This window comes from Escherichia sp. E1130, from assembly GCF_005781065.1.
Lineage (GTDB): Bacteria > Pseudomonadota > Gammaproteobacteria > Enterobacterales > Enterobacteriaceae > Escherichia.
Map to the genome: position 1 here is coordinate 240995 of NZ_VATL01000001.1, position 21731 is coordinate 262725.

20 protein-coding genes are annotated in these 21731 nt (G+C 50.7%); 9 read left to right on the forward strand and 11 right to left on the reverse strand.

Features of this window, described 5'->3' with window-relative positions; all coding sequences use genetic code 11:
• Positions 1 to 200: 200 nt before the first annotated feature.
• From tnaC to yieF, 7 genes are all read left to right on the forward strand, one after another.
• Complete coding sequence (gene tnaC, locus FEK66_RS01195) at positions 201 to 275, forward strand: tryptophanase leader peptide (protein WP_001364348.1); 75 nt, start codon at positions 201 to 203, stop codon at positions 273 to 275.
• A 222-nt stretch (positions 276 to 497) separates the two neighbouring features.
• The gene (gene tnaA, locus FEK66_RS01200; RefSeq protein WP_130206804.1) at positions 498 to 1913 is read left to right on the forward strand and encodes a tryptophanase; all 1416 of its coding nucleotides are present in this window, start codon (positions 498 to 500) and stop codon (positions 1911 to 1913) included.
• 91 nt (positions 1914 to 2004) lie between these two features.
• Positions 2005 to 3252 carry a low affinity tryptophan permease TnaB gene (tnaB, locus tag FEK66_RS01205; RefSeq protein ID WP_130261116.1) on the forward strand — a complete coding sequence of 416 codons (1248 nt, stop codon included), beginning with the start codon at positions 2005 to 2007 and terminating at the stop codon, positions 3250 to 3252.
• Positions 3253 to 3559: 307 nt separating this feature from the next.
• A complete protein-coding gene (mdtL, locus tag FEK66_RS01210) occupies positions 3560 to 4735 on the forward strand; it encodes a multidrug efflux MFS transporter MdtL (RefSeq protein WP_135495430.1) in 1176 nt (391 codons plus the stop codon).
• Complete coding sequence (gene yidZ / locus FEK66_RS01215) at positions 4710 to 5669, forward strand: HTH-type transcriptional regulator YidZ (RefSeq protein ID WP_135495431.1); 960 nt, start codon at positions 4710 to 4712, stop codon at positions 5667 to 5669. The genes mdtL and yidZ overlap by 26 nt, the downstream gene beginning before the upstream one ends.
• Before the next feature lie 155 nt (positions 5670 to 5824).
• On the forward strand, positions 5825 to 6574 hold the full coding sequence (locus FEK66_RS01220; protein ID WP_130206812.1) for a 4'-phosphopantetheinyl transferase superfamily protein: 750 nt from the start codon (positions 5825 to 5827) through the stop codon (positions 6572 to 6574).
• A gap of 21 nt (positions 6575 to 6595) precedes the next feature.
• The gene (gene yieF / locus FEK66_RS01225) at positions 6596 to 7162 is read left to right on the forward strand and encodes a class I chromate reductase YieF (RefSeq protein ID WP_130235770.1); all 567 of its coding nucleotides are present in this window, start codon (positions 6596 to 6598) and stop codon (positions 7160 to 7162) included.
• Positions 7163 to 7215: 53 nt separating this feature from the next.
• Here yieF and adeP read toward each other — a convergent pair whose 3' ends face one another.
• Positions 7216 to 8553: an adenine permease AdeP gene (adeP, locus tag FEK66_RS01230; protein ID WP_064525932.1), complete on the reverse strand. Its 1338-nt coding sequence runs from the start codon at positions 8551 to 8553 to the stop codon at positions 7216 to 7218.
• Positions 8554 to 8719: 166 nt separating this feature from the next.
• Between adeP and yieH the strand changes: the two genes are divergently transcribed.
• A complete protein-coding gene (yieH, locus tag FEK66_RS01235) occupies positions 8720 to 9385 on the forward strand; it encodes a 6-phosphogluconate phosphatase (RefSeq protein WP_131161517.1) in 666 nt (221 codons plus the stop codon).
• A gap of 196 nt (positions 9386 to 9581) precedes the next feature.
• Positions 9582 to 10169 (forward strand): PF03691 family colicin E2 tolerance protein CbrC, encoded by a 588-nt coding sequence (gene cbrC / locus FEK66_RS01240; protein WP_131161516.1) that lies wholly within the window; start codon positions 9582 to 9584, stop codon positions 10167 to 10169.
• Between the two features lie 59 nt (positions 10170 to 10228).
• On the opposite strand, the gene phoU is transcribed toward cbrC, so the two are convergent.
• From phoU to atpG, 10 genes are all read right to left on the reverse strand, one after another.
• A complete protein-coding gene (gene phoU, locus FEK66_RS01245; protein ID WP_130206818.1) occupies positions 10229 to 10954 on the reverse strand; it encodes a phosphate signaling complex protein PhoU in 726 nt (241 codons plus the stop codon).
• 14 nt (positions 10955 to 10968) lie between these two features.
• Positions 10969 to 11742 (reverse strand): phosphate ABC transporter ATP-binding protein PstB, encoded by a 774-nt coding sequence (gene pstB / locus FEK66_RS01250; protein ID WP_000063126.1) that lies wholly within the window; start codon positions 11740 to 11742, stop codon positions 10969 to 10971.
• Between the two features lie 90 nt (positions 11743 to 11832).
• A complete protein-coding gene (pstA, locus tag FEK66_RS01255; protein WP_135495432.1) occupies positions 11833 to 12723 on the reverse strand; it encodes a phosphate ABC transporter permease PstA in 891 nt (296 codons plus the stop codon).
• Positions 12723 to 13682, reverse strand: coding sequence for a phosphate ABC transporter permease PstC (pstC, locus tag FEK66_RS01260; RefSeq protein ID WP_000741620.1), 960 nt, complete (start codon positions 13680 to 13682; stop codon positions 12723 to 12725). Before pstC ends, pstA begins: the two co-directional genes overlap by 1 nt.
• Before the next feature lie 85 nt (positions 13683 to 13767).
• Complete coding sequence (pstS, locus tag FEK66_RS01265) at positions 13768 to 14808, reverse strand: phosphate ABC transporter substrate-binding protein PstS (RefSeq protein WP_130206820.1); 1041 nt, start codon at positions 14806 to 14808, stop codon at positions 13768 to 13770.
• A gap of 444 nt (positions 14809 to 15252) precedes the next feature.
• On the reverse strand, positions 15253 to 17082 hold the full coding sequence (gene glmS, locus FEK66_RS01270; RefSeq protein WP_131161515.1) for a glutamine--fructose-6-phosphate transaminase (isomerizing): 1830 nt from the start codon (positions 17080 to 17082) through the stop codon (positions 15253 to 15255).
• Positions 17083 to 17244: 162 nt separating this feature from the next.
• Positions 17245 to 18615: a bifunctional UDP-N-acetylglucosamine diphosphorylase/glucosamine-1-phosphate N-acetyltransferase GlmU gene (glmU, locus tag FEK66_RS01275; RefSeq protein ID WP_130261122.1), complete on the reverse strand. Its 1371-nt coding sequence runs from the start codon at positions 18613 to 18615 to the stop codon at positions 17245 to 17247.
• Positions 18616 to 19002: 387 nt separating this feature from the next.
• Positions 19003 to 19422, reverse strand: coding sequence for a F0F1 ATP synthase subunit epsilon (locus FEK66_RS01280; RefSeq protein WP_001251965.1), 420 nt, complete (start codon positions 19420 to 19422; stop codon positions 19003 to 19005).
• A 20-nt stretch (positions 19423 to 19442) separates the two neighbouring features.
• A complete protein-coding gene (atpD, locus tag FEK66_RS01285; protein ID WP_000190506.1) occupies positions 19443 to 20825 on the reverse strand; it encodes a F0F1 ATP synthase subunit beta in 1383 nt (460 codons plus the stop codon).
• 26 nt (positions 20826 to 20851) lie between these two features.
• Positions 20852 to 21715: a F0F1 ATP synthase subunit gamma gene (atpG, locus tag FEK66_RS01290; protein ID WP_000896501.1), complete on the reverse strand. Its 864-nt coding sequence runs from the start codon at positions 21713 to 21715 to the stop codon at positions 20852 to 20854.
• Positions 21716 to 21731: the final 16 nt, after the last annotated feature.

Genomic DNA, 21731 nt, shown 5'->3' on the forward strand with positions numbered 1-21731 from the left:
TGTTTTCCTGTTTGCATTCTTTTTATTAATCAATTCATCTTATAAACATTAAAATTTTAATGCCGCGTATTTTTCTGAAAAAACATTTAATAATGAATCTCGAACGATTGTGATTCGATTCACATTTAATAAACTTAGGAATAGATATAAAAATCTTAATGTAATAGTGTAGCAACATGTCTTTCGAGGATAAGTGCATTATGAATATCTTACATATATGTGTGACCTCAAAGTGGTTCAATATTGACAACAAGATTGTCGATCACCGCCCTTAATTTGCCCTTCTGTAGCCATCACCAGAGCCAAACCAATTAGATTCAATGTGATCTATTAGTTTGCCATGCCTTAATTTTACCTTTTAGACAAGCCATTATTGCTTTATCTATTTGCTCGTCTAAATAAATGTACTCGTATACATAATTATGGTGAATTAATGGTTATTGCAGACGCAATATTCACAGGGATCACTGTAATTAAAATAAATGAAGGATTATGCAATGGAAAACTTTAAACATCTCCCTGAACCGTTCCGCATTCGTGTTATTGAGCCAGTAAAACGTACGACTCGCGCTTACCGTGAAGAAGCGATTATTAAATCTGGTATGAACCCGTTCCTGCTGGATAGCGAAGATGTGTTTATCGATTTACTGACCGACAGCGGCACCGGGGCGGTAACGCAGAGTATGCAGGCTGCGATGATGCGCGGCGACGAAGCCTACAGTGGCAGCCGCAGCTACTACGCGTTAGCCGAGTCAGTAAAAAATATCTTTGGTTATCAATACACTATTCCGACCCACCAGGGCCGTGGCGCAGAGCAAATCTATATTCCAGTACTGATTAAAAAACGCGAGCAGGAAAAAGGTCTGGATCGCAGCAAAATGGTGGCGTTCTCTAACTATTTCTTCGATACCACTCAGGGCCATAGCCAGATTAACGGCTGTACCGTGCGTAACGTCTATATCAAAGAAGCCTTCGATACTGGCGTACGTTACGACTTTAAAGGCAACTTTGACCTCGAAGGATTAGAACGCGGTATTGAAGAAGTTGGCCCGAATAACGTGCCGTATATCGTTGCGACCATTACCAGCAACTCCGCAGGCGGCCAGCCGGTTTCACTGGCAAATATGAAAGCGATGTACAGCATCGCGAAGAAATACGATATTCCGGTGGTAATGGACTCCGCACGCTTTGCCGAAAACGCCTATTTCATCAAACAGCGTGAAGCGGAATATAAAGACTGGACTATCGAGCAGATCACTCGCGAAACCTATAAATATGCCGATATGCTGGCGATGTCCGCCAAGAAAGATGCGATGGTGCCGATGGGCGGCCTGCTGTGCGTGAAAGACGACAGCTTCTTCGATGTCTACACCGAATGCAGAACGCTGTGCGTAGTGCAGGAAGGCTTCCCGACTTATGGTGGTCTGGAAGGCGGTGCGATGGAGCGTCTGGCGGTGGGGCTGTATGACGGCATGAACCATGACTGGCTGGCTTATCGTATTGCGCAGGTGCAGTATCTGGTCGATGGTCTGGAAGAGATTGGCGTAGTATGCCAGCAGGCGGGCGGTCATGCGGCGTTCGTTGATGCCGGTAAACTGTTGCCACATATCCCGGCAGATCAATTCCCGGCACAGGCACTGGCGTGCGAGCTGTATAAAGTTGCCGGTATCCGTGCGGTAGAAATTGGTTCCTTCCTGTTAGGTCGCGATCCGAAAACCGGTAAACAACTGCCTTGCCCGGCAGAACTGCTGCGTTTAACCATTCCACGCGCAACATATACCCAAACACATATGGACTTCATTATTGAAGCCTTCAAACATGTGAAAGAGAACGCGACAAATATTAAAGGATTAACCTTTACCTACGAACCAAAAGTATTGCGTCACTTCACCGCAAAACTGAAAGAAGTTTAATTAACACTACAGAGTGGCTATAAGGATGTTAGCCACTCTATTTCCCCTACATCCTCAATAACAAAAATAGCCTTCCTCTAAAGGTGGCATCATGACTGATCAATCAGAAAAAAAGCACTCTGCATTTTGGGGTGTTATGGTTATAGCCGGTACAGTAATTGGCGGTGGGATGTTTGCTTTACCTGTTGACCTTGCCGGTGCCTGGTTTTTTTGGGGCGCTTTTATTCTTATTATCGCCTGGTTTTCAATGTTACATTCAGGGCTATTATTATTAGAAGCAAACTTAAATTATCCCGTCGGCTCCAGTTTTAACACCATCACCAAAGATTTAATTGGCAACACCTGGAACATTATTAGCGGTATTACCGTTGCCTTCGTTCTCTATATTCTCACTTATGCCTATATCTCTGCTAACGGCGCAATCATTAGCGAAACGATATCGATGAATTTGGGCTATCACGCTAATCCACGCATTGTCGGGATCTGTACGGCCATTTTCGTTGCCAGCGTATTGTGGATAAGCTCTTTAGCCGCCAGTCGTATTACCTCGTTGTTCCTCGGGCTGAAGATTATCTCCTTTGTGATCGTGTTTGGTTCATTCTTCTTCCAGGTCGATTATTCCATTCTGCGCGATTCCACCAGCACCACTGCGGGAACGTCTTACTTCCCGTATATCTTTATGGCTTTGCCGGTGTGTCTGGCGTCATTTGGTTTCCACGGCAATATTCCCAGTCTGATTATTTGCTATGGCAAAAAGAAAGATAAACTAATCAAAAGCGTGGTTTTCGGCTCGCTGCTGGCACTGGTGATTTATCTCTTCTGGCTTTATTGCACGATGGGGAATATCTCGCGAGAAAGTTTTAAAGCGATCATCTCCTCGGGCGGCAACGTTGATTCACTGGTAAAAACGTTCCTCGGCACCAAACAGCATGGCATTATCGAATTTTGCCTGCTGGTGTTCTCCAACTTAGCTGTCGCCAGTTCGTTTTTTGGCGTCACGCTTGGGCTGTTCGATTACCTGGCGGATCTGTTTAAGATTGATAACTCCCACGGCGGACGTTTCAAAACCGTGCTGTTAACCTTCCTGCCACCCGCTTTGTTGTATCTCGTCTTCCCGAATGGCTTTATTTACGGGATTGGCGGTGCCGGACTGTGCGCCACCATCTGGGCGGTCATTATCCCTGCGGTACTGGCAATCAAAGCTCGCAAGAAGTTTCCCAATCAGATATTCACGGTCTGGGGCGGCAATCTTATTCCGGCGATTGTCATTATCTTTGGTATTACCGTGATTTTGTGCTGGTTCGGCAACGTCTTTAACGTGTTACCTAAATTCGGCTAAGCCCTTAAAGAAGCCAGCGGTCATTCGCTGGCTTAAGACTGATGACAAACGTAAAATTGCCTGATGCGCTACGCTTATCAGGCCTACCTTATCCCTGTAATGTTTTGAATTTGCGTATTTTCGTAGGCCGGATAGGGCGTCCACGCCGCATCCGGCATGAATAAAGTGCACTTTATCAACAACCTGAAGCCAGCCATCCACTAGCTTCTTGCCTGAAAGGAAATCTCTTTTGTCCAAATGGCAACTCGCCTGATTCTCCTTCACCACGTATGCTTTGCGTCACCTTCCCGTCAGGACGCTTTATCCCATGTCCCGCTTTTTAATTTGTAGTTTTGCCCTGGTTTTACTCTATCCCGCAGGTATTGATATGTACCTGGTCGGCTTACCGCGCATCGCAGCCGATCTCAATGCCAGCGAAGCGCAGTTGCATATTGCGTTCTCCGTTTACCTTGCGGGGATGGCAGCAGCAATGTTATTTGCCGGTAAAGTGGCCGACCGTTCAGGGAGAAAACCTGTCGCCATCCCCGGCGCGGCGCTATTTATTATCGCCTCTGTGCTCTGTTCACTGGCTGAAACCAGCGCGTTATTTCTTGCAGGACGCTTTCTGCAGGGACTCGGCGCGGGCTGTTGTTACGTGGTGGCATTCGCGATTTTACGCGACACGCTGGACGATCGACGTCGGGCAAAAGTGCTGTCATTACTCAACGGCATTACCTGCATCATTCCGGTGTTAGCGCCAGTGCTTGGCCACCTGATTATGCTTAAGTTCCCGTGGCAGAGCCTGTTCTGGGTAATGGCGCTGATGGGTGTCGCGGTACTCATGTTGTCATTATTTATTTTAAAAGAAACCCGCCCTGCGGCACCTGTCGCTTCGGGCAAAACACGAGAAAATACCGAGTCGTTGCTTAACCGCTTTTTCCTCAGCCGAGTGCTTATCACCACCCTCAGCGTCTCAGTCATCCTTACCTTCGTGAATACGTCGCCAGTATTGCTGATGGAAATCATGGGCTTTGCGCGCGGAGAATACGCCACCATTATGGCGTTGACCGCAGGTGTCAGCATGGCCGTATCGTTCTCCACGCCATTTGCGTTGGGGATTTTTAAGCCACGTACGTTGATGATCACCTCGCAGGTGTTATTTCTGGCGGCGGGAATCATCCTTGCGGTTTCGCCTTCCCATGCAGTTTCGCTGTTTGGCATCACGTTGATTTGCGCTGGTTTTTCGGTGGGATTCGGCGTGGCAATGAGTCAGGCGTTAGGGCCGTTTTCATTACGCGCGGGCGTAGCCAGTTCGACATTAGGCATTGCACAGGTTTGCGGTTCATCACTGTGGATTTGGCTAGCGGCGGTAGTCGGCGTAGGCGCATGGAATATGCTGATCGGGATTCTGATTGCCTGTAGCATAGTGAGCCTGTTGCTGATTATGCTCGTCGCGCCTGGACGCCCCGTTACCGCTCATGAAGAAATCCATCACCACACTTGATCTGAATTTGCTGCTCTGCCTGCAACTGCTGATGCAGGAGCGCAGCGTGACCAAAGCGGCGAAGCGGATGAATGTGACGCCTTCGGCGGTGAGCAAATCTCTGGCAAAGCTTCGGATATGGTTTGATGACCTGCTCTTTGTGAACTCACCGCTGGGCCTGACGCCAACGCCGCTGATGGTCAGCATGGAGCAAAATCTGGCGGAGTGGATGCAAATGAGCAATTTGCTGCTGGATAAACCGCACCACCAAACGCCACGTGGTCTGAAGTTTGAGCTGGCAGCAGAATCGCCGCTGATGATGATTATGTTTAATGCGCTGTCGAAACATATTTACCAACGTTACCCACAGGCGACGATTAAACTGCGCAACTGGGATTATGACTCGTTGGATGCAATTATTCGTGGCGAAGTGGATATCGGCTTTACCGGACGAGAAAGCCACCCCCGCTCGCGAGAACAGCTTAGTCTTCTGCCGTTGTCTATTGATTATGACGTATTATTTACAGACTTACCGTGCGTCTGGTTGCGCAAAGATCATCCGGCGCTGCGTGAAGAATGGGATCTGGATACTTTTTTACGTTATCCACATATCAGCATTTGCTGGGAACTGAGCGATACCTGGGCGCTGGACAATGTGTTGCAGGAATCAGGACGCGAACGCACGATTGCCATGAGTCTGCCGGAATTCGAGCAGTCACTATTTATGGCGGCGCAGCCCGACAATCTGCTACTGGCGACCGCACCGCGCTACTGTCAGTACTACAACCAACTCCACCAGCCTCCACTGGTTGCACTCCCTCTCCCGTTTGACGAAATCCAGCAAAAAAAGCTGGAAGTGCCGTTTACTCTGCTGTGGCACAAACGGAACAGCCATAACCCGAAGATCGTCTGGTTACGGGAAACCATTAAAAATCTTTACGCCTCGATGGCATAATTAAATCGTATAAAATGCGACCACATTTCGCGATAAAATGTAAAAACCATGTAATAAATTTGTCTGAATCGAACTTTTCGCCGCTTTAGTCTGTCCATAATTTTAGTAAATGATTACTCTGTATTCATAATGGACCATTAAGCATGGAGCGAAAAATGGCGACTCACTTTGCCCGAGGGATTTTAACGGAAGGACACCTGATATCTGTTCGTCTACCCTCCCAGTGTCATCAAGAAGCCCTAAATCTTCCCCCTCATCGTCAAAGTCGTTTCCTGGCGTCCAGAGGTTTACTCGCAGAACTGATGTTCTTGCTGTACGGCATTAGTGAATTGCCGGAAATCGTCACCCAAGCTAAAGGAAAACCGGTTTTCCACGATAAAAATTTACCATCATTTTCAATAGCCTATGCCGGAAACATGGTCGGAGTGGCGTTAACAACTGAAGGTGAATGTGGCCTCGATATGGAACTACAGCGCGCGACTCGCGGGTTTCATAGCCCTCACGCGCCCGATAACCATGCTTTTTCCAGCAATGAATCACTATGGATCAGTAAGCAAAACGATCCTAACGAAGCGCGAGCGCAGCTCATCACGCTGCGCCGAAGCGTGCTAAAACTTACCGGTGATGTTTTGAATGACGACCCGCGAAATCTGCAGTTGATGCCCATTGCGGGACGCCTGAAATGTGCCCATGTAAATCATGTAGAAGCGATATGCGACGCAGAGGAAGTGCTGGTATGGTCCGTGGCGGTCAGCCCAGCGATTGAAAAGCTCAATGTCTGGGAGTTTGATGGCAAGCAAGGCTGGAAAAGCCTGCCGGATATTCACAGCCGCGCCAATAATCCTACCAGCCGGATGATGCGTTTTGCCCAGCTCTCTACCGTGAAGTCATTTTTGCCAAATTGATAGACAACCACAGGAGTCATCATGTCTGAAAAATTGAAGGTGGTTACGTTATTGGGAAGCCTGCGCAAAGGTTCATTTAATGGCATGGTTGCACGTACGCTGCCGAAAATTGCCCCAGCGGGTATGGAAGTTAACGCGTTGCCATCTATTGCTGACATTCCCTTATATGACGCAGACGTACAGCAGGAAGACGGTTTTCCAGCAACGGTTGAAGCTCTGGCGGAACAGATTCGTCAGGCAGATGGTGTGGTGATCGTGACGCCGGAATATAACTACTCGGTGCCGGGTGGACTGAAAAATGCCATCGACTGGCTTTCCCGCCTGCCCGATCAGCCATTGGCCGGTAAACCGGTGTTGATTCAGACCAGCTCAATGGGCGTAATTGGCGGCGCACGCTGTCAGTATCATCTGCGCCAGATTCTGGTCTTCCTGGATGCAATGGTGATGAACAAACCAGAGTTTATGGGCGGTGTGATTCAGAACAAAGTCGATCCGCAGACAGGAGAAGTGATTGATCAGGGAACGCTAGACCACCTGACCGGGCAGTTGACCGCATTTGGAGAGTTTATTCAACGCGTTAAGATCTAAATAAAAAACCCGCCAGCAATCATGCATGGCAGGTTTTTAAGGCGCTATCGATTTTAGTGGGCGTCGATAAAGACAATTTTCAGCACAAACAGCAGCGCCACGATAATCACGCACGGGCTAAGGTCGCGCAGACGGCCTGTACCGATTTTCATCACGCAGTAGGAGATAAAGCCCAGCGCAATACCTTCGGTAATCGAGAAGCTAAACGGCATCATCACGGCAGTAATAAACGCCGGAACGGATTCGGTGAGATCCTGCCATTTCACACGCGCAAGACTTGATGTCATCAGTACGCCAACGTAAATCAGCGCGCCAGCCGCGGCGTAGCCAGGCACCATCCCCGCCAGCGGCGACAGGAAGATAACCAGCAGGAACAGCAAACCAACAACCACTGCCGTCAGACCAGTACGCCCACCAACGGAAACGCCGGAAGAAGATTCAATATACGCCGTAACAGAAGACGTACCGATAAACGAACCGGTCACGGAAGAGATACTGTCGACATACAGCGCCTGCTTCATGCGCGGGAATTTACCTTTCTCATCCGCCAGACCTGCTTTATCAGTCACGCCAATCAGCGTACCGGAGGAGTCAAACAGGTTAACCAGCATGAAAGAGAAAATCACGCCAGCCAGTCCGAGGTTGAATGAACCAGCTAAATCCACATGCCCCACCACGGTCATCACGCTCGGCGGCGCGGAGACAATGCCGTTGTAGTGCACATCACCCAACATCCAGCCCAGCAGCGTTGTCACCACGATAGAAACCAGCACCGCTGCGTGAATGTTACGTGAAGCCAGAATGGCGATGATGAAGAAGCCGAGGATACCCAGCAGCACACTGTGAGAAGTCAGATTACCGATACTCACCAGCGTTTCCGGATTAGCGACAATCACACCTGCGTTTTTCAGCCCCATCATGCCAATGAACAGGCCGATACCGCTGGTGATCCCCACACGCAGACTCACCGGAATGTTGGCAATCATCCAGTAGCGAACACGGAAGATTGTCAGTAACAGCAGACCAATTGCGCCCCAGAAGATTGCACCCATCCCGACCTGCCACGGTAAGCCCATCGCCTGCACAACGACAAAGGCGAAGAATGCGTTCAGGCCCATAGCTGGTGCTAGCGCAACTGGAAGATTAGCAAACAGCCCCATCAGAATACTGCCGAACGCAGCAATCAGACAGGTGGTGACGAAGACGGCGCTGGTGTCCATGCCAGCAACGCCGAGAATTTGCGGGTTAACAAAAACGATGTAAACCATCGTCAGGAAGGTGGTAAAACCGGCGATCACTTCGGTCCGTGCCGTCGTGCCATGTTCGCGCAGTTTAAACACGCGTTCCAGCATCCCCTGGCCAGAAGCCTGGGTTGTGTGTTGTTGACTCATTATCTATTTCCGAACAAGGAGGGAAAATACGTCGCTATCGTATACCAAAATGAGACAATATGGACGGCTGAAGATAACTTTTTTTCATTGTATTTGCTTATACGGCAACGATTGCGTCATGCGAATATGCCTGACGAAAACGTTAAACTAACGATAAAGGAAAGACATGTCCCAGATAGAAGCGGTATTTTTCGACTGCGACGGTACGCTGGTCGACAGCGAGGTTATTTGCTCTCGAGCCTATGTCACGATGTTCAGGGAATTTGGCATTAACGTTGACCTTGAAGAAATTTTTACCCGCTTTAAAGGCGTAAAACTCTACGAAATCATCGACATCATTAGCAAAGAACAGGGCGTAAAAATGGTCCGTGCCGATGCCGAACACGTTTACCGTGCGGAAGTGGCGCGCCTGTTTGATAGCGAGCTTGAGGTGATTGCAGGAGCGAACGAATTGCTGGCTAGTGTGAAAGTGCCGATGTGCGTCGTCTCTAACGGTCCGGTCAGCAAGATGCAGCATTCGCTTGGTAAGCTCAATATGCTGCACTATTTCCCGGAAAAGTTGTTCAGTGGCTATGACATCCAACGCTGGAAGCCCGACCCGGCGTTAATGTTCCATGCGGCAAAAGCGATGAATGTGAACGTTGAAAACTGCATTCTGGTCGATGACTCCAGCGCCGGTGCGCAGTCAGGAATCGATGCCGGTATGGAGGTGTTTTACTTCTGCGCTGACCCGCACAATAAGCCGATCGTTCATCCGAAAGTCACCACCTTTACCGAGTTGGCGCAGTTACCTGCACTCTGGAAGGCACGAGGCTGGGATATTACGGCATAACGCTTCAAACTCCCTTCACTTACTCCACCCGGCAAGGCGCTCAAAGGTAAGCAAAGGGAGTTTGATATGTCAGTTCAACGTCGGGTAATGCATCACGCGTCTACCAGGATTCGGTATTTAATGTCCGAAAACAGACTCTTTAAGCTAAGCGGGATACTTTATCTTGGGGCTACTCAAAAGCAGACAGGATGTTTCTATGACTCAAAATATCAGGCCGTTACCCCTATTCAAATATCATCCAAAATCACTGGAAACAGGCGCGTTTAAGCAGGATAAAACCGTAGAGTGCGATTGCTGTGAACAACCGACGTCAGTTTATTACTCTGGTCCTTTTTATTGTGTTGATGAAGTTGAATATCTCTGTCCGTGGTGCATTGCGGACGGTTCTGCGGCAGAAAAGTTTGCAGGTAGTTTTCAGGATGATACAAACATCGAAGGCGTTGAATTTGAGTATGATGAAGAGGACGAATTTGCTGGTGTTAAGAACACATATCCTGACGAAATGCTGAAAGAGTTGGTTGAACGCACGCCAGGTTATCATGGATGGCAGCAGGAATTCTGGCTCGCACATTGTGGCGATTTCTGTGCTTTTATCGGCTATGTGGGCTGGAATGAGATAAAAGATCGCCTCGATGAATTTGCCAATCTTGAAGAAGATTGTGAAAATTTCGGTATTAAAAATTCAGATCTAGCTAAATGTTTGCAAAACGGCGGTGATTGTCAGGGGTATCTGTTCCGCTGTCTCCACTGCGGCAAGCTGAGACTGTGGGGCGATTTTTCGTAATGCTACTCTGTCCGGTAAGTTTTACCGGACAGAGTGCCTGGTGCAGCGCACGCTTAGCGTTACGCTTTCGAATCTTTCTCTGCCAGCAATTTATCCAGCTCATCACCACCGACGTGGCGGAAATCCTGCCCCTTCACGTAGTAGAAGATGTACTCGCAGATATTCTGGCAGCGGTCGCCAATACGTTCGATTGAACGTGCGCAGAACAACGCAGTAAGTACGCTCGGAATGGTGCGCGAATCTTCCATCATGTAGGTCATCAACTGACGAACAATCCCTTCGTACTCCTGATCGACTTTTTTATCTTCACGATAAATACGCACCGCTTCGTCAATATCCATGCGCGCAAACGCGTCCAGCACATCATGCAGCATCTGGATAGTGTGACGCCCCAGTGATTCCAGGCTTACCAGCAACGGCTGATGCTGCTGGGAGAATTTCTCCAGTGCAGTGCGACAGATTTTATCCGCCACGTCGCCAATACGCTCCAGCTCGGAAATGGTTTTACTGATAACCATCACCAGACGCAGGTCGCTCGCCGTCGGCTGACGTTTGGCAATAATGCGCACGCAGGCTTCATCGATTGCCACTTCCATCATGTTGACGTTTTTATCGCCTTCGATGACCCGCTTCGCCAGATCGCTGTCCTGGTTGTGCATCGCGGTGATTGCATCAGAAAGCTGCTGCTCCACCATGCCGCCCATGGTCATCACCTGCGTGCGGATGCTTTCCAGTTCGGCGTTGAACTGGCCGGAAATATGTTTATTAAGATTGAGACTGTCCATAACGCACTCCTGAATCAACCGTAACGACCGGTGATGTAGTCTTCTGTTTGTTTCTTCGCTGGCTTGGTGAACAGATCGTCCGTGTTGCTGAACTCAATCAATTCGCCCAGATACATAAACGCCGTGTGGTCGGAACAACGCGCAGCCTGCTGCATGTTGTGGGTTACGATCACCACGGTGTAATCCTGCTTCAGTTCGGTGATCAGCTCTTCAATACGACCGGTAGAGATGGGGTCGAGCGCCGAACACGGTTCGTCGAGCAGCAGCACTTCCGGGCGAATGGCGATACCACGCGCAATACACAGACGCTGTTGCTGACCGCCAGAGAGAGAGTAACCGCTCTGGTGCAATTTATCTTTGGTTTCGTTCCACAATGCGGCTTTGGTCAATGCCCACTGCACGCGCTCGTCCATGTCAGCACGGGAGAGCTTCTCAAACAGACGCACGCCAAAGGCGATGTTGTCGTAAATGGACATCGGGAACGGCGTCGGTTTCTGGAACACCATGCCCACTTTCGCACGCAGCAGGGCGATATCCTGAGTGTTGGTCAGGATGTTGTCGCCATCGAGCAGAATTTCACCTTCCGCGCGCTGCTCTGGATACAGTTCAAACATTTTGTTGAAGGTACGCAGCAGCGTCGATTTACCGCAGCCGGACGGCCCGATAAACGCCGTAACCTGGTTTTTAGCGATATCCAGGTTGATGTTTTTCAGGGCATGGAATTTGCCGTAGTAGAAGTTCAAATTACGAACCTGAATTTTACTCGGGGCAGTTTCAACCATACTCATTGCAATCTTTTCCTCATCGTGCCTGATGCACTTCGCTAATCAGGCTTACCGTAGGCCGGATAAGGCGTTCACGCCGCATCCGGCAAAGTGTTAACCGTGTTTATTCTTCGCAAATACAACGCGCGCCAGAATGTTCAGCAGCAGTACGCACAGGGTAATGATCAACACCCCGGCCCAGGCCAGTTGCTGCCATTCCGCAAACGGACTCATCGCAAACTTAAAGATCGTTACCGGCAGGTTGGCGATCGGTTGCATCATGTCCGTGCTCCAGAACTGGTTGGAGAGCGCGGTAAACAGCAGCGGCGCGGTTTCACCAGCAATACGGGCAATCGCCAGCAGGATACCGGTTATAATCCCGGACACCGACGCTTTCAGCGTAATCGCGGAGATCATCTTCCACTTCGGCGTACCCAGCGCATAAGCCGCTTCACGCAGGCTGTCCGGCACCAGTTTCAGCATGTTCTCGGTGGTGCGGATAACAATCGGCACCTGCAACAGCGCCAGCGCAATCACGCCCGCCCAGCCGGAGAAGTGCTCCATCTGCGCCACCACGATGGTGTAAACAAACAGACCAACCACAATCGACGGCGCGGAGAGCAGAATGTCGTTAATGAAGCGAATCACTTCTGCCAGCCAGGATTTACGACCATATTCCGCCAGATAAATCCCCGCCATAATGCCCAGCGGCGTACCAAATACCGTGGCCCACAAAATTAACAGGCCGCTACCCGCCAGAGCGTTCGCCAGACCACCGCCTTCCGTATTTGGTGGCGGCGTCATTTCAGTGAACAGAGCCAGCGACATACCATCGATACCGCGAGTGATGGTGGACATTAAAATCCAGATCAGCCAGAACAGACCGAAGGCCATCGTCGCCATCGAGAGCGTCAGTGCAATACGGTTTTTGAGGCGGCGACGCGCCTGCATTTTGCGGCGGGATTCTGCCAGCGCCGCAGTGGTTTGCATTTCAACCATAGCCATTAGCGTGCCCCCTCATTCTTAGCCAGGCGCATAATCATAAACTTCGATGCGGCGAGGACGATGAAGGTAATCACAAACAGGATCAGGCCCAGTTCCATCAGTGCGGCAACGTGCAGACCGGATTCCGCTTCCGCAAATTCGTTGGCCAGCGCAGAGGTGATACTGTTGCCCGGCATGTACAGAGAGGCGCTGTCGAGCTGGTAGGTGTTACCGATGATAAAGGTCACCGCCATAGTTTCACCGAGCGCGCGCCCCAGACCCAGCATAATGCCGCCGATGACCCCATTTTTGGTGAACGGAAGAACGATACGCCAGATAACTTCCCAGGTGGTGCAGCCGATACCGTAGGCCGACTCTTTCATCATCACCGGGGTTTGTTCAAACACATCGCGCATAACTGCCGCAATGTACGGAATGATCATGATGGCGAGGATCACGCCTGCTGCGAGGATACCGATACCAAAGGCCGGGCCGGAGAACAGCGCGCCGACAATCGGGATATTCGACATGATATTGCCGACCGGCTCCTGGAAGTAAACAGCAAACAGCGGCGCGAAGATAAACAGGCCCCACATGCCGTAAACGATACTTGGAATGGCTGCCAGCAGCTCAATGGCGATACCCAGCGGGCGTTTCAGCCAGCCAGGCGCAAGCTCGGTCAGGAACAGGGCGATACCGAAACTCACCGGAACGGCGATCAGCAGCGCGATAAACGAAGTCACCAGCGTACCGTAGATCGGCACCAGCGCCCCGTAGATATCGTTCGGTGCATCCCACTCTTTGGTCCACAGGAAAGCCAGACCAAATTTCTGAATGCTCGGCCAGGAGGAGATGATCAGAGAGACAATAATGCCACCCAACATCAATAGCACAATCAGCGCCGCCAGTTTTACCAGCACGCTGAAAATTATGTCGCCCTTTTTACCCGGTGGGTTAAAAGCAGGCTTGGTTGCAGCCATAAGTTACTCTTCAGTTAAACGCGTTTACAAAGTCATTTTGTAATGCCGGATGCGGCGTTAACGCCTCATCCGGCCTGGAGTTTTATTAGTACAGCGGCTTACCGCTACTGTCTTTAATATTGGTCTTCCACGCAGCGCGAACCTGTTCAACTACGCTATCCGGCAGACTGGCATAATCCAGGTCGTTAGCCTGTTTAGCCCCGGTTTTGTACGCCCAGTCGAAGAATTTCAGCACTTCTGTGCCTTGTTCTGGTTTCTTCTGATCTTTGTGGATCAGAATGAACGTGGTAGAGGTAATAGGCCACGCATCTTCGCCTTTCTGGTTGGTCAGATCCTGAGCGAATGTTTTGCTCCAGTCTGCGCCTTTTGCCGCATTTGCGAAGTTTTCTTCGGTCGGCGCAACAGGTTTACCATCAGCGGAGATCAGTTTGGTGTACGCCAGGTTGTTCTGCTTAGCGTAAGCATATTCAACGTAACCAATCGCACCCGGCAGACGCTGAACGAACGCAGCAATACCGTCATTACCTTTGCCGCCCAGACCGGTTGGCCAGTTTACGGTAGAGCCAGAACCAATTTTGTTTTTCCACTCTTCGTTCACTTTTGCCAGGTAGCTGGTGAAGACGAAGGAAGTCCCGGAGCCATCTGCGCGGCGCACCACAGCGATGTTCTGTGAAGGCAGTTTCAGACCCGGATTCAGTTTGACGATCGCTTCGTCATCCCACTTTTTAATTTTACCCAGGTAGATGTCACCGAGGGTTTTACCATCCAGAACCAGTTCACCAGATTTCAGACCAGGCAGGTTAACCGCCAGCACCACGCCGCCAATTACGGTCGGAAACTGGAACAGACCTTCCTGAGCCAGTTTTTCGTCAGACAGCGGCGCGTCAGAAGCACCAAAATCAACGGTGTTGGCGATAATCTGTTTTACGCCACCAGAAGAACCGATACCCTGGTAGTTAACTTTATTACCGGTTTCTTTCTGGTAAGTGTCAGCCCATTTGGCATACACCGGCGCAGGGAAGGTTGCACCTGCGCCTGTCAGGCTTGCTTCTGCAAATACAGAGAAAGCGCTCATCGATAAGGTCGCGGCGACAACAGTTGCGACGGTGGTACGCATAACTTTCATAATGTCTCCTGGGAGGATTCATAAAGCATTGTTTGTTGGCTACGAGAAGCAAAATAGGACAAACAGGTGACAGTTATATGTAAGGTTTATGACAGTTTTATGACACGAAAGAAAACTCTTTTTGGCTGGTGAAAAATCAATAAGTTAGAAGTGAAAGTGACAATAGCTTGGCAGAAAAATTTTCTTTCTGTGACAGTTTAAAAATAGCTGAAGATGAGACGATGAGAGAGGGGATCGAAAAATGCCCTGCGAAAGCAGGGCATCAGATTATTGACAAAGTGCGCGTTGTTCATGCCGGATGCGGCGTGAACCTCTTATTCGGTCTACAAAATAGTGCAAATTCAATATATTGCAGTAACCACGTAGGCCTGATAAGCGTAGCGCATCAGGCAGTTTTGCGTTTGTCAGCAGTCACATGCCCTGCTTACGCAGGGCATCCATTAATTACTCAACCGTAACCGATTTTGCCAGGTTACGCGGCTGGTCAACGTCGGTGCCTTTGATCAGCGCGACGTGGTAAGCCAGTAGCTGCAGCGGAACGGTGTAGAAGATCGGTGCAATAACCTCTTCCACATGCGGCATCTCGATGATGTGCATGTTATCGCTACCGACAAAACCTGCATCCTCATCGGCGAAGACGTACAACTGACCGCCACGCGCACGAACTTCTTCAATGTTGGATTTCAGTTTTTCCAACAGTTCGTTGTTCGGTGCAACGACGATAACCGGCATATTCGCGTCAATCAGCGCCAGCGGACCGTGTTTCAGTTCGCCTGCAGCGTAGGCTTCAGCGTGAATGTAAGAGATCTCTTTCAGCTTCAATGCGCCTTCCAGCGCGATCGGGTACTGATCGCCACGGCCCAGGAACAGCGCGTGATGTTTGTCAGAGAAATCTTCCGCCAGGGCTTCAATTCGTTTGTCCTGAGACAGCATCTGCTCAATACGGTTCGGCAGCGCCTGCAGACCATGCACGATATCATGCTCAATGGAGGCATCCAGACCTTTCAGGCGAGACAGTTTCGCCACCAGCATCAACAGCACGGTTAACTGAGTGGTGAATGCTTTGGTGGACGCCACGCCAATTTCAGTACCCGCATTAGTCATCAGCGCCAGATCGGATTCACGTACCAGAGAAGAACCCGGAACGTTACAGATTGCCAGCGAGCCCAAATATCCCAGCTCTTTCGACAGACGCAGGCCAGCCAGGGTATCCGCGGTTTCGCCAGACTGCGACAGGGTGATCATCAGGCTATTGCGGCGTACTGCAGATTTGCGATAGCGGAATTCAGAGGCGATTTCGACGTCGCACGGAATACCTGCCAGCGATTCAAACCAGTAGCGGGAAACCATACCGGAGTTATAAGAAGTACCGCAGGCGAGGATCTGAATATGCTCAACCTTCGACAGCAGTTCATCCGCGTTCGGCCCCAGCTCGCTTAAATCCACCTGGCCGTGGCTGATACGCCCGGTAAGGGTGTTTTTGATCGCGTTCGGCTGTTCGTAGATCTCTTTCTGCATGTAGTGACGGTAAATACCTTTATCGCCCGCGTCATATTGCAGATTGGATTCGATATCCTGACGTTTCACTTCCGCGCCTGATTTATCGAAGATAGTTACCGAACGGCGAGTCACTTCGGCAATATCGCCTTCTTCGAGGAAGATAAAGCGACGAGTCACTGGCAGCAGCGCCAGCTGGTCAGAAGCGATAAAGTTTTCGCCCATACCGAGGCCAATCACCAACGGACTACCAGAACGTGCCGCCAGCAGGGTATCCGGGTGACGGGTATCCATAATTACCGTGCCATAAGCGCCACGCAGCTGCGGAATAGCGCGCAGAACAGCTTCACGCAGAGTGCCGCCCTGTTTCAGTTCCCAGTTCACCAGATGAGCAATAACTTCGGTGTCGGTTTCAGACACGAAGGTATAACCACGCGCTTTTAACTCTTCACGCAGCGGTTCATGATTTTCGATAATGCCGTTATGCACCACCACAATGTGTTCAGAAACATGCGGATGCGCATTCACTTCTGAAGGTTCGCCGTGCGTCGCCCAGCGAGTATGAGCAATACCCGTACCGCCATGCAAAGGATGTTCTTCCGCTGCCTGAGCCAGCATCTGGACTTTACCGAGGCGACGCAGGCGGGTCATATGACCTTCTGCATCAACAACGGCCAGACCGGCAGAGTCATATCCGCGGTATTCCAGACGACGTAAACCTTCAAGAAGGATTTCTGCTACATCACGTTGCGCGATCGCGCCAACAATTCCACACATAGTTTTTGATTCCGGTTTATATCGTTGTCGGTCAACCTGTATGCCCGTTTTTTCGGGCGCCCCGAGCCTTGTAGAGAGTGGGGTTATTTTTATAGTTACTGCTTGTGGGAGGGAGATTATGTTATCTCCTCATCCCTGGAGGCCGGATTTACCCAGCCAGAATTACTTTTTCTTTACCGGACGACGCCAGCCTTCTTTTTGCGACTGCGGCACGCGGCTGATCGCCAGGGCGTTTTCGCCAACATTACGCGTCACAGTTGTACCGGCAGCAATCGTCGCACCTTTACCCACCGTTACAGGAGCCACCAGCTGGGTGTCGGAACCGACAAAGACATCATCGCCGATAATGGTTTTGAATTTATTCGCTCCATCATAGTTGCAGGTAATAGTTCCCGCACCGATGTTAACGTTATCGCCGATCTCCGCATCGCCCAGGTAAGTCAGATGACCGGCTTTCGAACCTTTACCCAGACGCGCTTTTTTCATCTCAACGAAGTTACCGACGTGTGCGCCTTCCAGCAACTCAGCACCGGGGCGCAGGCGGGCAAACGGGCCGATGGTACAGGCTGCTGCCAGATTAGCATCTTCCACTACGGTATACGGGCTAATTTCGCAATCATCGCCAATCACGCTATTTTTAATCACGCATCCGGTGCCGATTTTCACGCGATTACCGAGAGTAACGTTGCCCTCGATGATAACGTTAGTATCAATTTCAACATCGCGCCCGTGAGTTAGCGTACCGCGCAGATCAAAACGGGCTGGATCGCGCAACATAACGCCGGCTAACAACAGTTTTTCAGCCTGTTCGGACTGGTAAACGCGCTCCAGACGAGAGAGTTGCAGGCGGTTATTCACGCCTTCAACTTCGCTTAAACGTTGCGGGTGAACGGCAACGATTTCACGTCCTTCCTGATACGCCAGCGAAATAATATCGGTGATGTAGTATTCGCCCTGAGCGTTATTGTTGGTCAGCTTCGCCAGCCAGCGTTTCATATCTGCGCCGTTGGCGATCAGAATGCCGGTGTTGATTTCCTGAATCTGACGCTGCTCGTCGGTGGCATCTTTGTGCTCAACAATGCCGGTAACTTTGCCGTTTTCACGGGTGATACGTCCATAACCGGTCGGATCATCCAGTTTCACTGTCAGCAGGCCAATGCCGCCCTGCGGTTTAGCATCACGCAGGCGCTGGAGTGTTTCAACAGAGATCAGCGGCACGTCGCCATAGAGCATTAAAATGTCTTCATCATCGGCAAAGAAAGGTGCGGCCTGCTGCATTGCATGACCCGTACCCAGCTGTTCTGCCTGAAGCACCCAGTTAAGGTTGTCATCTTTCAGCGCCTGTTTAAGCAGATCGCCGCCGTGGCCGTAAACCAGGTGAACGTGCGCTGCACCTAATTCATTCGCGGCATCAATGACATGCTGAACCATCGCTTTCCCGGCAAGGGTATGCAGCACTTTCGGAAGATCGGAATACATGCGAGTGCCTTTGCCTGCTGCAAGGATCACTACGCTCATAGCATTATTCAACATACGCGTCCTGACTGTAATTTGAGAACGAATTTAAACCGCTTCACATTGAAAAAACTACATTTTTTTCATCGTGAAATGGACAGGGGATAAATTGCTCAATAACGGATTATCCCCGCTGGTGAAAGAGCCATTTTCGACCATCGTCACGCCTTTTGTCTTCATAAATGTAAGACACCACCTTCATTTAAGCGTCAGGCTGATGTTTTTGCTCTTATTTCGATCAATGAATAAACAGGAAAATCAGCGAAGGATTTCGCGTAATTATAAAAATGAGTTTAATTGCGGGATATAAAAATGCGCAGGATATAGCAGAACCAATCTCGCTGCGGCGCGCGAAAAAAAAGCCAGCCTGTTTCCAGACTGGCTTTTGTGCTTTTCAAGCCGGTGTTACATCGCTTTTTTGGTCAACTCGATAACGCGCAGCTGCGCGATCGCTTTGGCCAGTTCCGCAGACGCCTGAGCGTAATCTACGTCGCCGTGAGAGCTGCTAATGTGCTCTTCAGCCTTACGTTTCGCTTCCATGGCTCGCGCTTCGTCGAGATCCTGGCCGCGAATTGCGGTGTCGGCCAGAACGGTCACGTTGCCAGGCTGCACTTCAAGAATGCCGCCAGACAGATAGATAAACTCTTCGTGACCGTGCTGTTTCACGATGCGAATCATACCAGGCTTAATGGCGGTGAGCAGCGGTGCGTGGCCCGGGTAAATTCCCAGTTCACCTTCGCTACCCGTTACCTGGATTTTCTCGACCAGACCAGAGAACATTTGTTGCTCTGCGCTGACGACGTCCAGGTGGTAAGTCATTGCCATATCACCCTCCGATTAAGGCGTTAAAGTTTTTTGGCTTTTTCCACAGCTTCTTCGATGGAACCGACCATGTAGAACGCCTGCTCCGGCAGGTGATCGTATTCGCCTTCCATGATGCCTTTAAAGCCACGGATGGTGTCTTTCAGGGAGACGTATTTACCCGGAGAACCGGTGAATACTTCTGCCACGAAGAACGGCTGGGACAAGAAGCGCTGGATCTTACGAGCACGCGCTACCACCAGTTTGTCTTCTTCAGACAGTTCATCCATACCCAGGATGGCGATAATGTCTTTCAGTTCCTGATAACGTTGCAGGATGGACTGAACGCCACGCGCGGTGTCGTAGTGTTCCTGACCAACTACCAGCGGGTCCAGCTGACGGCTGGTGGAGTCCAGCGGGTCAACGGCCGGGTAGATACCCAGAGACGCGATCTGACGGCTCAGTACCACGGTTGCGTCAAGGTGCGCAAAGGTGGTTGCCGGAGACGGGTCAGTCAAGTCATCCGCAGGTACGTATACTGCCTGTACGGAGGTGATAGAACCAGTTTTGGTGGAGGTGATACGTTCTTGCAGAACGCCCATCTCTTCCGCCAGGGTCGGCTGATAACCTACCGCTGAAGGCATACGGCCCAGCAGTGCAGATACTTCCGTACCGGCCAGGGTGTAACGATAGATGTTGTCAACGAACAGCAGTACGTCACGACCTTCGTCACGGAATTTCTCAGCCATGGTCAGACCGGTCAGAGCAACGCGCAGACGGTTTCCCGGCGGCTCGTTCATCTGGCCATACACCAGGGATACTTTGTCAATAACGTTGGAGTCGGTCATTTCGTGGTAGAAGTCGTTACCCTCACGAGTACGTTCACCTACGCCCGCAAACACAGAGTAACCGGAGTGCTCGATCGCGATGTTACGAATAAGCTCCATCATGTTTACGGTTTTACCTACACCCGCACCACCGAACAGACCAACTTTACCACCCTTAGCGAACGGACACATCAGGTCGATAACTTTGATACCGGTTTCCAGCAGTTCCTGAGAGTTTGACAGCTCTTCGTAGGAAGGTGCTGCGCGGTGAATCGCCCAACGCTCTTCTTCACCGATCTCGCCTTTCATGTCGACCGGTTCGCCCAGTACGTTCATGATACGGCCCAGAGTCGCTTTACCTACCGGGACTTCGATCGGGTGTTCGAGGTCTTTTACATCCAGACCGCGACGCAGACCGTCGGAGGAACCCATTGCGATGGTACGCACGATACCGCCGCCGAGCTGCTGCTGAACTTCCAGCACCAGACGCTCATTACCATTTTGCACCTCAAGAGCATCGTACACGCGCGGTACGGCATCCTGAGGGAATTCGACGTCAACTACGGCGCCGATTACCTGGACAATCTTTCCAGTAGCCATCTTAAATCCTCTACGAAATAACCTGTTTAAACCGCGGCGGCCCCCGAGACGATCTCGGTGAGTTCCTGAGTAATGCTGGCCTGACGAGCTTTGTTGTATACCAACTGCAGCTCTTTAATCAGGCTGCCGCCATTGTCGGTCGCGGCTTTCATCGCCACCATACGGGCGGCCTGCTCGCTGGCCAGGTTTTCAACCACGCCCTGATAAACCTGAGATTCGACATAACGACGCAGCAGGGTATCCAGCAACGCCTTCGGATCGGGTTCGTACAGGTAATCCCAGGATTTGTGTTTCAGATCATCATCATCTGACGCCGGTAACGGCAGCAGCTGGCTGATGGTCGGAACCTGAGACATGGTGTTAATAAATTTGTTGCTGACAATGTAAAGCTTGTCCAGACGGCCTTCGTCGTAGGCCTGCAACATCACTTTTACCGGACCGATCAGTTCGGACAGGGAAGGGTTATCCCCCATGCCTGTAACCTGGGCAACAACATTGCCGCCCACGGAGTTGAAGAACGACACACCTTTCGAGCCGATCATTGCGAGGTCGCATTGAACGCCTTTATCGGTCCAGGTCTTCATTTCCGCCAGCAGTTTTTTGAACAGGTTAATGTTCAAACCACCGCACAAACCACGGTCGGTCGACACCACCAGGTAGCCCACGCGTTTAACGTCGCGTTCTTCCAGGTATGGGTGCTTATATTCCAGATTACCGTGCGCAAGGTGACCAATCACTTTGCGCATGGTTTCTGCATAAGGACGGCTGGCCGCCATGCGATCCTGCGATTTACGCATTTTGGAAGCGGCGACCATCTCCATCGCTTTAGTGATCTTTTGCGTGTTCTGGACGCTTGCGATCTTACTACGTATCTCTTTTGCGCCGGCCATGAGCTTCTCCTCAATG